Genomic DNA, 13,507 nt, shown 5'->3' on the forward strand with positions numbered 1-13,507 from the left:
CCCGCCGGCAGCGGCAGGTCGAACGCGGCGTCGACCGTCCGGACCACGGCGTGCAGGGCGGGCTGTGACAGTCGGCGCAGTTCGGCAGCGAGTTTGAGCGCCTCCTGCTCGGCCTGCCCGTCCGCGACGAGCCGGTCGACGAGGCCGATCGCGTGGGCTTCCGGCGCGGGCACCTGCCTGGCCGTCAGCATGATGTCGAGGGCCCGGCCACGGCCGACGAGCCGAGGCAGCCGCTGGGTGCCGCCCGCGCCGGGGATCAGGCCGAGCCTGGCCTCGGGCAGACCGAGGCGCGCCCCGGCCCCGGCAATCCGCAGCGTGCACGCCATCGCGAGCTCAAGCCCACCGCCAAGGGCCAGCCCGTCAATGGCCGCGATCGTGACGCGGTTCGGCGCGGCAAGTCGGTCGAGCACGCCACGCAGCTCGTTGCCATAGGCCAGGAAGGACTCGGCGTCCACCCCGGACATGTGCTTGATATCCGCGCCGGCGGCGAAGAAACCCGGAATGGCGGACGTGACGACGGTTATGACGTTGCCCGCCGCGTCCAGCTCGTCCAGCGCGGCGGCCAGCCCTTCGATAATGGGTTTGCCGAGCGCGTTCGCGGGCGGCCGCTCCAGCGTCACACGCAGAACGCCGTCCGCCACGCGATCCCATCTGACGGCCGTGTTACCAACGTCGGGCCTACCAGCGTCGGGCCTACCAGGGTCGGGCATTGTGCCATCCTCATCAACAGCTCGTGGATCCGCGGTGGCCACGGACACGACCCGTGAAACGGGTGCCGGCCGCCGCCTGCCATCCTGTGTGGATATCTTTCCGGGTGGAACGTCTTCGGCCGGGCCGGCGGGCCGGTCAGGCCATCGTGAGCCCGCCGCTGACCGACAGCGTCTGACCGGTGATGTAGCCGCTGTCGTCGGAGGCGAAGAACGCGACGGCCGCTGCCACGTCGCTCGGCTGCGCCAGGCGGCGCAGGGGCACCGACCGCGTCATTCCGGCGATGACCTTCTCGGCGTCCTGGCCGGCGTTGTCGGCGAACTTGCGCAGGGCGGGCGTGTCGGTGGGGCCGGGGCAGACGGTGTTCGCGGTGACCCCCCTGGTGGCCACCTCGCGGGCGAGCGTCTTGGTGAAGGCGATGATGCCGCCCTTGGCGCCGGAGTACACCGCCTCGAGCGAGGAGCCGACCCGGCCCGCGTCGGAGCCGATGTTGATGATGCGCCCCCAGCCCCGCTCCAGCATGCCGGGTACCACGGTCTTGGTGACCCGCAGCGCCCCCTTGAAGTTGATTTCCAGGATGCGGTCCCAGAACTCCTCGGTGGTGTCGACGAACTTGAGGAAGTCGTCCCAGCCGGCGTTGTTCACGGCGATCTCGACCGGGCCGAGCTCGCCGGTCACCGCCTTCACCCCGGCCTGGACGGAGGCGGTGTCCGTCACGTCCACGTGGACGGCGATGGCCTTGCCGCCGGCAGCGTTGACGGCCGCGGCGGTGGCCGTCGCCGCCTCGAAGTTGAGGTCGGCGACGGCGACCTGGAAACCCCTGGCCCCGAGCGTCCGCGAGATGCCCTCGCCGATGCCCTGCGCGCCGCCGGTGACGAAGGCGACCCGATTGCTCATGTTTGTCTCCGCTGTGCTCGTCGTGTCGTGTGTTCGTCGTGTCGGTGGAAAAGCCGTGCCGCCGGGAAAACCGTGCCGGCGGAAAAGCCGTCAGGCGGCGCTGGACGGCCAGTTGACCGGCCCGGCAATGAGCGAGTGGCTGGTGAGGGTGCGGCCGAGCACCGACTGCGCCTCGCGGGCCGCCTCGATGATCGCGGGCAGCGACAGGCCGGTGGCCACGCCCATCTCGTGGAACATGCTCACCAGGTCCTCGGTGGCGATGTTGCCGGTCGACCCGGCCGGGACGGGGCAGCCACCGAGCTCACCGAAGCTCGACTCGAAGCTGGAGCAGCCGGCTTCCAGCGCGGCGAACGCGTTGGCCAGCCCCTGCCCTCGCGTGTTGTGGAAGTGGGCGGTGACCTCGACGCCGGGCAGCCGTTCGAGCGCCGCGGTGAAGAACTCGCCGGCGTACGCGGGGTTGGCCATCCCGGTGGTGTCACCGAAGCCGACCTCGGTCGCCCCCGCCTCGGCGAACCGCTCCGCGATGTCCAGCACCCGCTTCAGCTCGATCCTGCCCTCGTACGGGCAGCCGAAGGACGTCGCGATGACGGCGGCGCAGCGCAGCCCCTCCGCCCGGATCCGGCCGACCATGACGTCGTTGTCGGCCATCGTCTCGTCGACGGTGCGGTTGACGTTCTTCTTGTTGTGCGTCTCCGACGCGGACACGAAGACCGCGACCTCGTGGAAGAGGTGGCGCACCTTCAGCGCGTTGTCCAGCCCCTTGCTGTTCGGGACGAGGACCATGAGCGACACGTCGTCGGGCACGTCGATGCGCTCAAGTACCTGCACGCCGTCGGCAAGCTGTGGGATCACGTCCGGGCGGACGAAGCTGGCCACCTCGATTCGTTTGAAACCGGCTCGGCCCAGGGCGTTGATGAGCCGGACCTTGTTGTCGGTGGCGATGCGTTCCGGCTCGTTCTGGAAACCGTCCCGTGGGCCGACCTCCCGGATGTGCACACGGTCGGGGCGGTGCGTGCTCATTGTTCGGGCTCCTCTCCGTTCTCCGTGGATCTGTTCCGCCGCGGGCCTGACCGGGCTGCTCAGGATCTGTCCGAGGTAGCCCGCTCGAGGGCTTCCTGATGCTCCGGCGCGGCGATGGCGATCAGGCGCCGGGCACGTTCCACAAGGTCACAGCCACGCAGGTGTGCGGCGCCGTACTCCGTCACGACCACGTCCACGTCCGACCGGGACGTCGTCACCACGCCTGCCTCGAGAGCCGGCCTGATCGTGGACTGAGCCCCGGAACGCGCGCGCAGCGCGATGATGGAACGGGTCCCGGTCAGTGCCGCCGCCCGCGAGAAGTCGACCTGGCCGCCGACCGCCCCGATCAGGACGCCGCGCCGTACCTCGGCTCCGACCTGCCCGGTCAGGTCGACCTCGATGGCCGAGTTGATCGACACCAGCGAACGCAGGTGGGACAGTGTCGCCGGGGCGTGCGTGTAGCTGGCGGGGCGGAACTCGACCGGCAGCTCGACCAGCCGTTCGTACAGTTCGGTGCTGCCGAGCGCCGCGCCGGTGACGATGACGCCCCGGTCGATCTCCTTGCGTGCCCCGGTCAGCACGCCCTTGTCGACCAGGCGCAGGATGCCATCGGAGATCATCCCGGAGTGGAAGCCGAGATCCCGGTGGCCGACGAGACAGTCGAGGACCGCGGATGGAAGCGGACCGACACCCATCTGGAGGGTGTTCCCGTCCTCGACGAGCTGCGCAACGTTGCGCGCGATGGCCTGGTCCGTGCTGTCCGGCGGACGTTCGGGTGCCTGCCGCAGCGGGCGGTCGGTCTCCACCACGGCCGCGAACCGGCTCAGCGGGATCCGTGGCGTGCCGACGGTCGCCGGCATCCGCTGGTTGATCTCGGCGATCAGCACGGGGGTGTGCCGCACGGCGTCGGCGGCGTAGTCCACGCCGACACCGAGCGAGCAGGTGCCGTCGGCGTCCGGCGGCGAGACCTGGACGAAGCCGACGTCACGGGGCAGATGCCCCTCGGCGAACATCCGCGGCAGCGCGGAGTAGTGGCACGGCAGCACGTCGAGGCGCCCGGCGCGGCTGAGCACCCGTAACTCGCCCAGGCCGCCGTAGGAGACCAGACGAAGCGTCTCGGGCAGCTCCCGGGTGAGCCGCTTGTCCCAGCTCAGCCCGCAGAAGGCGCGCCGCGGGCCGAGCCGGTCGATCTGGTCGAGCAGCGCGTGCACCAGCGGCTGCGGTTCCGCGCTCGCCTGGCCCCACCAGACACCGGCACCCGGCGCCAGGTACCTCGTGAGATCGATCATCCGTCGAGCCGCTGCACCAGAGTGGCGGTGCCGAGCCCGCCGCCGCAGCACATCGTGATCAGGCCGAGCTCGGCGTCGCGCCGTTGCATCTCGGCGAGGATCGTGGCAGTCAGGCGCGAGCCGGTGGCGCCGACGGGATGCCCGAGCGCGATGGCCCCGCCGTTGACGTTGACCCGGTCCATGTCGGGCTTGAGCTCGCGTTCCCAGGCGAGTACCACGGAGCTGAACGCCTCGTTGATCTCGATCAGGTCGATGTCGTCGATCGTGAGCCCGTTGCGCTCGAGCAGCTTGCGCGTCGCGGGGATGGGGCCGGTCAACATGATGATCGGGTCGACCCCGACCGTGGTCTGGTCGAGGACGCGGGCCCGGACCTTCAGGCCGTAGCGCTGCGCGGCCGGGCGGGAGGCGAGCAGCACGGCGGCGGCGCCGTCGGAGATCGGTGACGAGCTGCCGGCCGTGATGCGCCCGTCCTCCGGGCGGAAGGAGGGCTTCAGGCCGGCCAGCGTCTCCAGGTTGGTGCCCGGCCGGATGCTCTGGTCGCTGCTACGGGTCTCCCCCGCCAGTTCCAGGGGCACCATCTCGGCGGCGAAGCGGCCCTCGTCGACCGCCGCGACGGCCAGCTGGTGCGAGCGCACCGCGAACTCGTCCATCTCCGTGCGGCTGATCTGCCAGCGGTCCGCGATCAGCTCGGCGCTCTCGCCCTGGTGGACGAAGGAGTACCGGTCGCGCAGCTCCCGCGGCCACGGGTCGCCGTACAGCTCGGAGATCTTGCCCGGCGAGTTGATGGGGACGTGCCCCATGTGCTCGACGCCGCCGGCGATGACCACGTCGTGCGTGCCGGAGCCGATCAGCGCGGCCGCCATGGCGAGCGCGGTCTGCGCCGACCCGCAGCGCCGGTCGAGGGTGACGGCGGGTACCTCGGGCGGGTAGCCGGCCTGCAGCCAGGCGTTGCGCCCGATGTTGCGCGACTGCTCGCCGAAGGGCGCCGTACAGCCGATGACGAGGTCCTCGACCACGTCGGGAGCGATACCGCCGCGGGCGATCAGCTCGGTGTAACAGGCGGCGAGAATCGCGTTGGGGTGGGTGTCGCGGTACCAGCCCCGCTCCGGGTGCGACCTGCCGATGGGTGTGCGGACGGCCTCCGCTATCAGCACCTCGCGGCCGGTGCGCAGGAAGGGGCTCGTGGTCGCCCTGGTCATCACATCACCGTTCCACCGTCGACGGGCAGCACCTGGCCCGTGATGTACGCGGCCGCGTCGGAGGCGAAGAACACGAAACAGCCGGCGATCTCCGCCGGCTGCGCCCAGCGGCCGAGCGGGATTCTCGCCAGCGTCTTCTGCGCCAGCTTCTCGTTGCTGCGGATGTTCTGCGTCATGGGTGTGGCCGCCAGCGGGGCCAGCGCGTTGACCGTGACGTTGCGCCGCGCGAGTTCCTTGGCCAGCGACTTCGTCAGGCCGATGATGCCGGCCTTCGCCGCCCCGTAGTTGGCCTGCCCGATCGTGCCCTGCAGCCCCGCGGCCGAGGTCACGTTGATGATGCGCCCGCTGCCGTCCTCGGGCAGGTACGGCAGGGCGGCCTGGCTGCACACGAAGCTGCCGACCAGGTGGATGTCGATGATCCGGCGGAACGCCTCCTGGGTGAGGTCGGGGAACATCGCCGGTGCGATCGCGCCGGCGTTGTTGACCAGGATGTGCAGGGTGCCGTCGGCGAGCGCCGCCGCGCGCCGGGCGGCCTCGGCGGCGGCCGTGCCGTCGCGGACGTCGAGGGCGAAGGAGTCCGTCGTACCCCCGGTGGCGCGGATCCGTTCCGCCACCGACTTCGCCGCCTGTTCGTCGATGTCGGAGACGAGGACCGCGGCACCCGCGGCCGCGAACGCCTCCGCGACCGCCGCCCCGATCCCGCTGCCCGCCCCCGTCACCAGTGCCGAGCGGCCGTGCAAACCGAACATCAGTAGCTCCTGGGCAGACCGAGAACGTGTGGGCCGAGATAGTTCAGGACCATTTCCTGGCTGATCGGGGCGATCCGCAGCAGCCGCGCCTCCCGGAAGTAGCGCGCGACGGGGTACTCCTCGGAGTAGCCCATTCCGCCGTGCGTCTGCAGCGCCCGGTCGGCCGCCTGGAAACCGGCGTCGGCGCACAGGTACTTGGCGGTGTTCGCCTCCCGGGCGCAGGGCTTGCCCTGGTCGTAGAGCCAGGTCGCCTTGCGCAGCACCAGTTCGGCCGCGTCGAGGTGGGCCAGCGAGTCGGCCAGCGGGAACTGCAGGCCCTGGTTCTTGCCGATGGGACGGCCGAACACCTCGCGCTCGTTGCCGTAGCGGACGGCCTGCCGCAGCGCGGCGCGGCCCAGCCCGAGCGCCTCGGCGGCTATCAGCATCCGCTCCGGGTTCAGCCCGTCCAGCAGGTACCGGAACCCCGCGCCCTCCTCGCCGACCCGGTCCTCCACCGGAATGCGCAGGTCGTCGATGAAGAGCTCGTTCGAGCTGACCGCGTTGCGCCCCATCTTCCTGATCGGCCGGATGTCGACCGCGTTGCGGTCGAGGTTGGTCAGGAAGAGGGTCATGCCGTCGGTCTTCTTCTTCACGTCCTCGTACTTGGTCGTCCTGGTGAGCAGGAGGACCTTCTCGGACTCCAGCGCCTTGGAGATCCACACCTTGCGCCCGTTGACCACGTAGTGGTCGCCGTCCCGGCGGGCGAACGTGGTGATGCGCGTGGTGTCGAGCCCCGCGCCCGGCTCGGTGACCCCGAAGCACACGTGCAGGTCGCCGTTGACGATGCGGGGCAGGTTGCGCTGCTTGAGCTCTTCCGAGCCGTGGACGATGACCGGGTGCATCCCGAAGATCGACAGGTGCATCGAGCTCGCGGCGTTCATGCCGCCGCCGGACGCCGACACCTCTTCGAGCAGGATCGACGCCTCGGTGATACCGAAGCCGTGACCGCCGTACTCCTCGGGCGTGGTGATCCCCAACCAGCCGCCCCTGGCGAACGCGTCGTAGAACTCGGTCGGGAACTCGTGTGCGGAGTCCTTCTCTAACCAGTACTGATCGTCAAACTTGCTCGCGAGTTCGGCGACAGCTTTGCGGATCGTCGCCTGGTCCTCTGTCAGGTCGAAGTCCACGGCAGGTCTCCTGTTCGGCCAGGCACGACAGCTTTTGGATGGAGCGTATCAAAGGACAGACCAAAAAGTCTGTATCAGCTGACGGGCAGCAGAGGCAGTGCCGCGGCCAGCCGCTCGTTCCACACGCCCGGCGCGCCGAAGAGCCGTTTGTTCAGCTTTGCCCGCTTGTAGGCGAGCTGCAGTTCGTGCTCCCAGGTGTAGCCGATGGCGCCGTGCATGGTCAGCGCACTGTCGGCCGCCTGCTCACCAGCGGCCGTGACCTGCGCCTTCGCGGTCGCCGCGTGCAGCGCCGCATCCTCGTTCCCCTGGTCCACGGACGCGGCGGCGAAGTAGACGATGGACCGGGCTGCCTCGACCGAGACCAGGATGGAGGCAGCCGCGTGCTTCACCGCCTGGAACGAGCCGATCGGGACCCCGAACTGCCGCCGCTGCTTGCTGTACTCCACCGCGAGACGCAGCATGCGCTCCGCGGCCCCGAGACTGTCGGCAGCGACGAGAACGGCCGCCCGCAGCGCGGCCTGGGCGAGCACCCGCTCGGCGTCGACGTCCAGCCGCCGGGCGGGAACGTCGGCGAGATCCACATCCGCCACCGAGCGGCTGCGGTCCAGCAGTTCGCGAGCTCTGATCCCCACACCCTCGGTGTCGACGTCGACCAGGAACAACGCCCGCCCCGCGGCCGTGCTCGCCGGAACGACCAGGTACCGGGCGCGGTCCGCGCCGAGGACCGACCGTACGGTGCCGCGCAGGACTCCGATCTCCTGGCCGTCCAGGCCGTCCAGGCCGACCCGGTCGGCCTCCACCTGGACAACCGGGCCGGGCTCGTCCGGCGGCCTGTCGGCGTCCACGGCGAGAGCCGCGAAGCTACCGTCGGTGAGCACCGCGGCGGCCCGCCCCGGCAGGCCGGTCAACGCCTCGACGGCGAGCACCGACGCCGTCCACGCGCTGGACGGGGCGCTGTGACGCCCCAGCCGCTCGGCCGTGAGCGCGAGCTCCAACAGGCCGCCGCCCTGGCCGCCGTACTCCTCCGCGAACCCCACGGCCAGCCAGCCCTCCGAGACGAACAGCCCCTCGAAGGTGGCGGCGTCACCGGCGCCGAGCCAGTTGTGCACGGTCTCGGCGGGGGCAAAACGGTCCAGCCACTCGCCCAACGAGTCCCGGAACATCTCCTGCTCGTCGGCCAGATCCCACCGCATGCCCGCTCCTGTCATGCTCGTCCATGATTGCCCTGCGCACGATGTTCGGATGGTAACTTAGGTCTGACCAATAGACCATCGATAGAGAGAATCACATGGCCGACGCGTTGAAGAAGGATCGATCGGCGATCCGGCTCGCTCCCATGGAGGTCCCCAAGGCATCGGACGTGCTGGCGAACGAGCTTCGCGAGCGCATCCTCACCGGCGAGTTCACCGAGGACACACCGCTTCCACCAGAGCGTGAGCTGGTCACGCAGACCCGGATGAGCCGTTCAACCGTCCGGGAGGCCCTGCGCATCCTTGAGGTTCAGGGCCTGGTCCGGATCAAGGCCGGTCGGGCCGGTGGCGCCTTTGTCCAGCGGCCGAGCAAGGACGCGGTCGAGACCTCGGTGAGCCTGGTGATCAGAGGCCAGCAGATCCGGCTGGCCGCGCTGCTGGAGACCCGCGAGGCCATCGAGCCGTTCTGCGCCCAGCTCGCCGCCCGGTACCGCACGGAGGACGACCTGAAGGTGCTCGATGCCGCCAACGAGGCCATCGCCGACACCGGCAGCACGCTGGCGGCGTTCCTGCAGGCCAACGTCGACTGGCACGTGGGCGTGGCCACCGCCAGCCACAACGAGTTGCTGATCGGCCTCATGACCGCCCTGTCGCGGGCGATCTACACGGCCACCGAGAACGAGCGGTTCATCAACGACGAGGTGCGACGGCTGGCGGCGAAGGCGCACGTGTCCATCACCAGGGCCATTCGCGCGCGGGACCCCGAGGCCGCGGTACGCCGGATGAACCGTCACGTCCACTCCTACGCCCAGGCGGTCCTCGAGGTCGAGGAACGCACCGAGATATCGGTTCCCAACAACGGGGCGTGACAGGCTCTCGTCAGCCTGCCACGGCCCCGTCGTCACACGCCGGTCCATACCGGGCTCAGGCGTCCAGCCCGACCGCCGCGCGGATCTCCTCCACCGCGTCCGGGTTCTCCGCGCCGGAGAGGTCCCCGGGATCCCGGCCCAGGGCCGCCGCCCGCACCGCGCGCCGCAGTATCTTCGCCGACCGCGTCTTGGGCAGTTGCGACACCCGCCGGACCAGCCCCGGGGCGAAGGGCTTGCCGAGCTCGGCCGCGACCATCTCCCGCAGCTGCGCCGAGACGTCCTCCGTCGCGTCCGGACGGGGAACCCAGAACGCCCAGACGGCCTCGCCCTTCTTCGGGTCCGGGACGCCGACCGCCGCCGCCTCGGCCACCGCCGGATGGGTGATCATGACAGATTCGACCTCGGCCGGTGCCAGGCGCTTGCCCGCCACGTTCATGACGTCATCGGAGCGGCCCAGGATGAACCACTGCCCGTCCTTGTCGACCAGGGCGAAGTCGCCGTGGCGCCACAGGCCGGGGAAGGTCGACCAGTACGCCTCAAGATAGCGGGCCTCGTCCCGCCACACCCCGCGCGTCATCGCCGGCCAGGGCTGACGGCACACCAGCTCGCCGACCTCACCGCGCACCGGCTGTGCCCGGTCGTCCACCACGTCGACGTCCATGCCCAGCGACGGGCCGCCCAGCGAGCAGCTGCGGATGGGCTCGACCGGGTACGGCGCGAGGAAGGATCCGCCGACCTCGGTGCCGCCCGAGAAATTGATGATCGGGACCCGCCCTCCGAAGACGTCCCTGGCCAGCCATTCGTAGGAGTCGGGGTCCCATGGCTCGCCCGTCGAGCCGAGCACGCGCACCGACGACAGGTCGAAGTCGTCCAGCGAGATCTTCTCGCTGGAGCGCAGCGTGCGGATCAGCGTCGGCGAGACCCCGAGCATGGTGACGCGGTGCCGGTCCACCAGGTCCCACAGGCGGTTGGTGTCGGGCACGTCGGGCGAGCCCTCGTAGAGCAGCAGCGTCGCGCCGTTGGCGTGCGTCCCGAAGATCGACAATGGGCCCATGATCCAGCCCATGTCCGTCACCCAGCAGAACACGCCTCCCGGGCCGACGTCGAAGGAGTAGGCGACCTCGCTGGCCACCTTCACCAGGAAGCCTGCGTGAGTGTGGACGGCGCCCTTGGGCCGGCCCGTCGTCCCGGAGGTGTACGCCAGCAGCAGGGTGTCGGTCGCACGCAGCGCCTCGGCCTCGCCAGCGCCATCCGGGCCGGCGTTACCCGGGCCGGCGTCATCCGGGCCGGTGAGCAGGTCGCTCCACTGGACATCCCTGGTCGCGGAGGTCTCCGGGGCGTCGTCGAGGTTGCCGACGACGACGACGTGCTCCACCGTCGGGCAGGACCGCAACGCCTCGTCGAGCAGCGGTTTCATGGCCACCGCGCGGCGGCGCCGGATGGTGCCGTCGGCGACGACGACCGCCCTGGCGTCGGCGTCCTGGATACGGGAGGCGATGGCGGAGGGTGCGAACCCGGAGAACAGCGGCACCAGGACCGCGCCGATGCGGGCGACCGCGTAGGAGGCGACGACGGCCTCGGGGATCATCGGCAGGAACAGGGCGACCGCGTCGCCCCTGCCGATCCCGAGCCGGCGCAGGCCGGCGCTGACCCGCTCCACCTGCCGGGTGAGCTCACGGTAGGTCACCGTCGTGGTCGTGCCGTCCTCGGCCGTGTGGATGACGGCCGGCCGGTTCGCGACCGAGGCGTCACCGTCCCAGCGCCCCAGGCAGGCGTCGACGATGTTGAGCTCGCCGCCCACGAACCAGTCGGGATGCTCGATACCCGCGGAGATGTCGACCACCTGCGAGTACGGCGTGCGGAAGGGCAGGCCCAGGTCCTTGACCACGGCGTCCCAGTACCAGCCGATGTCGCGCACCGAGCGCTCGCGCAGCTCGGCCAGCGATGACAGGCCGTGCGCCCGCGCCAGCCGGGTGACGTTGGCGTTCTCGATGTACTCCGAGGTGGGGGTCCAGGTGTACCCGGCCCCGGCGTGTTCGGTCCCGGTGTGCCCGGTCCCGGTGTGCTCGGTCCCAGTATGCTCGGTCACGGTCAGCTCCGGGGCATGTCGAGGATACGCTCAGCGACGATGTTGCGCTGGATGAAGGTGGATCCGCCGGCGATCGCGGTGCCGCGGGCCTGGTAGGCCAGCCGGAGCCAGCGCGTGCTGTCCAACTGCCTGTCATCCGGGGAGAACTGGCCGCCCAGCGGCTCCAGCGAGAGCCGGAAGTCGGCCAGATCCTCGACGAGCGGGCAGAAGTAGAGCTTGCCGATCGAGGTGACCGGCCCGGGCGGGCCGTCGGCGGCGGCGAGCGTGACCACCCGCTGGCCGATGAGATAGTGGATCAAGGCGCGCCCGTAGAGGTCGGCGACCTTCTGGCGGATCGCCGGGTCCTCCCCCAGCGGGCGCCCGTCGTCGCCGGTGCGCCGGCTGATGTCGGCGATGATGGTGTCGACGGCGCGCTTGGTGTTCACCCGGCCGGTGGCGATGGCGACCCGCTCGTAGGACAGCGTGGCCATCGCGACCCGCCAGCCGCCGTCCACCTCGCCGACGACCCTGTCGTCCGGGACGAAGACGTCGTCGAGGAAGACCTCGTTGAACTCGGCCTCACCCAGCATGTGCGCGAGCGGACGGATGGTGACGCCGTCGGCGTCCATCGGCAGCAGGAAGTAGGTGATCCCCTTGTGGCGCGGCCCGCCGCCGGTGCGCGCGAGCAGGATGCCGTTGGCGGCGAGGTGCGCCCGGCTGGTCCAGATCTTCTGGCCCTGGAGCAGCCAGCCGCCGTCGACCCTGGTCGCCCTGGTCCGCAACGACGCCAGGTCCGAGCCTGCCTCCGGCTCGGAGAAGAGCTGGCACCAGATCTCCTCGCCGGTGAGGATCGGCCGCAGGAAGCGCTCCTTCTGCTCGTCCGTGCCGAACTCGATGATCGTCGGACCCGCGAGGTCCTCACCGATGATGTTCAGCCGTTCGGGGACGCCGGCGCGGTCGGTCTCCTCGGCGAAGACCGCGCGTATTTTCGCGTCGGCGCCACCGCCGCCGTACTCCTTCGGCCACGACAGCCCGGCATAACCGGCGTCGAACAACAGACGTTGCCACTGCCGCCAGAACGGCAGCTTTTCGACCAGATCGGCCGGCTCCGGCCAGGGAAGGCGCGGAAGTGCCGTCGCCAGCCATTCCCGGACCTCGGCGCGGAAGTGTCGTTCCCCTGGCGAGTCCGCAAGATCCATACTTGCACCCCTCATCCGCGATTGATGCGATGGTACTATAGGTCAGACCGAAAAGGGGTTTTCGCGGTGACCACATGCACGGTGACCACATGCACGGTGGCTACTTACATGGTGACCACTTGCACAGCGGCCGCTGGCACGGGGAGGACTTGCGCGGTGGCGGCTTTCACGGTGGCGAGGAACAACGGGTGAGCGACGGGAAACTCATCGGCACGGTCGTGGACGAGATCGCCTTCGACGTCGAGCGCGGCAAGATCTGGGAGTTCGCCCGGGCGACGTTCACCACGGACCCCGTGCACACGGACGCGGACGCCGCGCGCGCCGCGGGTTTCGACGATCTGCCGGCCACCCCGACCCACGTCGTCGTCGTCGGGCACTGGCGTGACCAGCGCGCCTTCGTCGACAGGCTCGGCCTGGCCCTCGAGCGTGTGGTCGTGGGCTCGGTGCGCTGGCAGTACCTGCGCCCGCTGCGGGCCGGGGACTCGCTGCGCGCCGTGCGCCGCGTCGTCGGCGACGAACGCCGCGACGGGAAACGCGGCGGCTCCATGCGCGTCGTGACACTGGAAACCGAGTATGTCGACGCCACGGGAGCACCGGTCGTCCGGCAGCGGGATGTGCTCATCGAGCGAGGAAAGAGCGCATGAGTCACCCTGTTCGGGCCAGGCAACCCATTCGGGCCGCGGTCGGGGACACCCATCCGGCCCGGGAGATCGGGCCGCTCACGCAGACCGACATCGTGCGTTTCGCCGGCGCGGGCGGCGATTTCAACCCGTTGCACCACGATCCCGAGTTCGTGCGCTCGAGCGGCTTTCCCGGTGTCATCTCGATGGGGCAGCTGCAGGCCGGGATGCTGGCCGGCTGGCTGTCGGACTGGCTGGGCGTGGAGCACCTGCGGGAATTCGAGGTGCGTTTCGTCGCCCCGGTTTTCCTCGGCGACGTACTGCGCCTGTCCGGTGAAATCGTCGCGGTCGACGGGCCGGGCCCCGCCTCGGCCGCCGCGCCGGTCACGGAGTCGGTCGCCGAGATCGCCCTGTCGGTGCGCCGGGGCGACGACACGGTGGTACGGGCCAGCGCGAAGGCCGTCGTCGCCTCGTCCTGAGGTCGCCGCGGCCCGCGCCGGCCCACCACTCCCCACACCGGCGGCCACCGCCGG

Annotated in this window: 13 protein-coding genes; 3 read left to right on the plus strand and 10 right to left on the minus strand. The window is 70.5% G+C overall.

Annotation, left to right across the window (positions count from 1 at the left end):
* The 8 genes from FrCorBMG51_RS12745 to FrCorBMG51_RS12780 all read right to left on the minus strand — a co-directional run.
* On the minus strand, positions 1–641 hold a 641-nt coding region (locus tag FrCorBMG51_RS12745), incomplete at its 3' end, for an enoyl-CoA hydratase/isomerase family protein (RefSeq protein WP_200902431.1).
* A 205-nt stretch (positions 642–846) separates the two neighbouring features.
* Positions 847–1,605 carry an SDR family NAD(P)-dependent oxidoreductase gene (locus FrCorBMG51_RS12750; protein ID WP_013873381.1) on the minus strand — a complete coding sequence of 253 codons (759 nt, stop codon included), beginning with the start codon at positions 1,603–1,605 and terminating at the stop codon, positions 847–849.
* A gap of 90 nt (positions 1,606–1,695) precedes the next feature.
* A complete protein-coding gene (locus FrCorBMG51_RS12755; RefSeq protein ID WP_047223267.1) occupies positions 1,696–2,625 on the minus strand; it encodes a hydroxymethylglutaryl-CoA lyase in 930 nt (309 codons plus the stop codon).
* 59 nt (positions 2,626–2,684) lie between these two features.
* Complete coding sequence (locus FrCorBMG51_RS12760; protein WP_047223268.1) at positions 2,685–3,914, minus strand: acetyl-CoA hydrolase/transferase family protein; 1,230 nt, start codon at positions 3,912–3,914, stop codon at positions 2,685–2,687.
* Entirely contained in the window at positions 3,911–5,113 is a 1,203-nt protein-coding gene (locus tag FrCorBMG51_RS12765) for a thiolase family protein (RefSeq protein WP_047223269.1), read from the minus strand. Before FrCorBMG51_RS12765 ends, FrCorBMG51_RS12760 begins: the two co-directional genes overlap by 4 nt.
* Positions 5,113–5,862 carry an SDR family NAD(P)-dependent oxidoreductase gene (locus tag FrCorBMG51_RS12770; RefSeq protein WP_047223270.1) on the minus strand — a complete coding sequence of 250 codons (750 nt, stop codon included), beginning with the start codon at positions 5,860–5,862 and terminating at the stop codon, positions 5,113–5,115. Before FrCorBMG51_RS12770 ends, FrCorBMG51_RS12765 begins: the two co-directional genes overlap by 1 nt.
* Positions 5,862–7,028, minus strand: a complete 1,167-nt coding sequence (locus FrCorBMG51_RS12775) for an acyl-CoA dehydrogenase family protein (RefSeq protein WP_047223271.1) — start codon at positions 7,026–7,028, stop codon at positions 5,862–5,864. The genes FrCorBMG51_RS12770 and FrCorBMG51_RS12775 overlap by 1 nt, the downstream gene beginning before the upstream one ends.
* Before the next feature lie 74 nt (positions 7,029–7,102).
* Positions 7,103–8,221 (minus strand): acyl-CoA dehydrogenase family protein, encoded by a 1,119-nt coding sequence (locus FrCorBMG51_RS12780; RefSeq protein WP_047223272.1) that lies wholly within the window; start codon positions 8,219–8,221, stop codon positions 7,103–7,105.
* 95 nt (positions 8,222–8,316) lie between these two features.
* On the opposite strand from FrCorBMG51_RS12780, the gene FrCorBMG51_RS12785 reads away from it, so the two are divergent.
* Positions 8,317–9,087 carry a FadR/GntR family transcriptional regulator gene (locus tag FrCorBMG51_RS12785; RefSeq protein WP_047223273.1) on the plus strand — a complete coding sequence of 257 codons (771 nt, stop codon included), beginning with the start codon at positions 8,317–8,319 and terminating at the stop codon, positions 9,085–9,087.
* Between the two features lie 55 nt (positions 9,088–9,142).
* On the opposite strand, the gene FrCorBMG51_RS12790 is transcribed toward FrCorBMG51_RS12785, so the two are convergent.
* Positions 9,143–11,176, minus strand: a complete 2,034-nt coding sequence (locus FrCorBMG51_RS12790) for an AMP-binding protein (protein ID WP_200902432.1) — start codon at positions 11,174–11,176, stop codon at positions 9,143–9,145.
* A gap of 2 nt (positions 11,177–11,178) precedes the next feature.
* Positions 11,179–12,354: an acyl-CoA dehydrogenase family protein gene (locus FrCorBMG51_RS12795; RefSeq protein WP_047223274.1), complete on the minus strand. Its 1,176-nt coding sequence runs from the start codon at positions 12,352–12,354 to the stop codon at positions 11,179–11,181.
* 188 nt (positions 12,355–12,542) lie between these two features.
* Between FrCorBMG51_RS12795 and FrCorBMG51_RS12800 the strand changes: the two genes are divergently transcribed.
* Both FrCorBMG51_RS12800 and FrCorBMG51_RS12805 read left to right on the plus strand, forming a co-directional pair.
* Positions 12,543–12,998 carry an FAS1-like dehydratase domain-containing protein gene (locus FrCorBMG51_RS12800; RefSeq protein ID WP_047223318.1) on the plus strand — a complete coding sequence of 152 codons (456 nt, stop codon included), beginning with the start codon at positions 12,543–12,545 and terminating at the stop codon, positions 12,996–12,998.
* Complete coding sequence (locus tag FrCorBMG51_RS12805) at positions 12,995–13,453, plus strand: MaoC/PaaZ C-terminal domain-containing protein (RefSeq protein ID WP_047223275.1); 459 nt, start codon at positions 12,995–12,997, stop codon at positions 13,451–13,453. Before FrCorBMG51_RS12800 ends, FrCorBMG51_RS12805 begins: the two co-directional genes overlap by 4 nt.
* Positions 13,454–13,507: the final 54 nt, after the last annotated feature.

This window comes from Protofrankia coriariae (genome assembly GCF_001017755.1).
Taxonomy (GTDB): domain Bacteria; phylum Actinomycetota; class Actinomycetes; order Frankiales; family Frankiaceae; genus Protofrankia; species Protofrankia coriariae.

Coding starts and splice junctions, on each gene's coding strand:
- FrCorBMG51_RS12795 (WP_047223274.1), bottom strand. CDS start 12,354: ATGGATCTTGCGGACTCGCCAGGGGAACGACACTTCCGCGCCGAGGTC.
- FrCorBMG51_RS12770 (WP_047223270.1), bottom strand. CDS start 5,862: ATGTTCGGTTTGCACGGCCGCTCGGCACTGGTGACGGGGGCGGGCAGC.
- FrCorBMG51_RS12785 (WP_047223273.1), top strand. CDS start 8,317: ATGGCCGACGCGTTGAAGAAGGATCGATCGGCGATCCGGCTCGCTCCC.
- FrCorBMG51_RS12755 (WP_047223267.1), bottom strand. CDS start 2,625: ATGAGCACGCACCGCCCCGACCGTGTGCACATCCGGGAGGTCGGCCCA.
- FrCorBMG51_RS12780 (WP_047223272.1), bottom strand. CDS start 8,221: ATGCGGTGGGATCTGGCCGACGAGCAGGAGATGTTCCGGGACTCGTTG.
- FrCorBMG51_RS12760 (WP_047223268.1), bottom strand. CDS start 3,914: ATGATCGATCTCACGAGGTACCTGGCGCCGGGTGCCGGTGTCTGGTGG.
- FrCorBMG51_RS12750 (WP_013873381.1), bottom strand. CDS start 1,605: ATGAGCAATCGGGTCGCCTTCGTCACCGGCGGCGCGCAGGGCATCGGC.
- FrCorBMG51_RS12765 (WP_047223269.1), bottom strand. CDS start 5,113: ATGACCAGGGCGACCACGAGCCCCTTCCTGCGCACCGGCCGCGAGGTG.
- FrCorBMG51_RS12805 (WP_047223275.1), top strand. CDS start 12,995: ATGAGTCACCCTGTTCGGGCCAGGCAACCCATTCGGGCCGCGGTCGGG.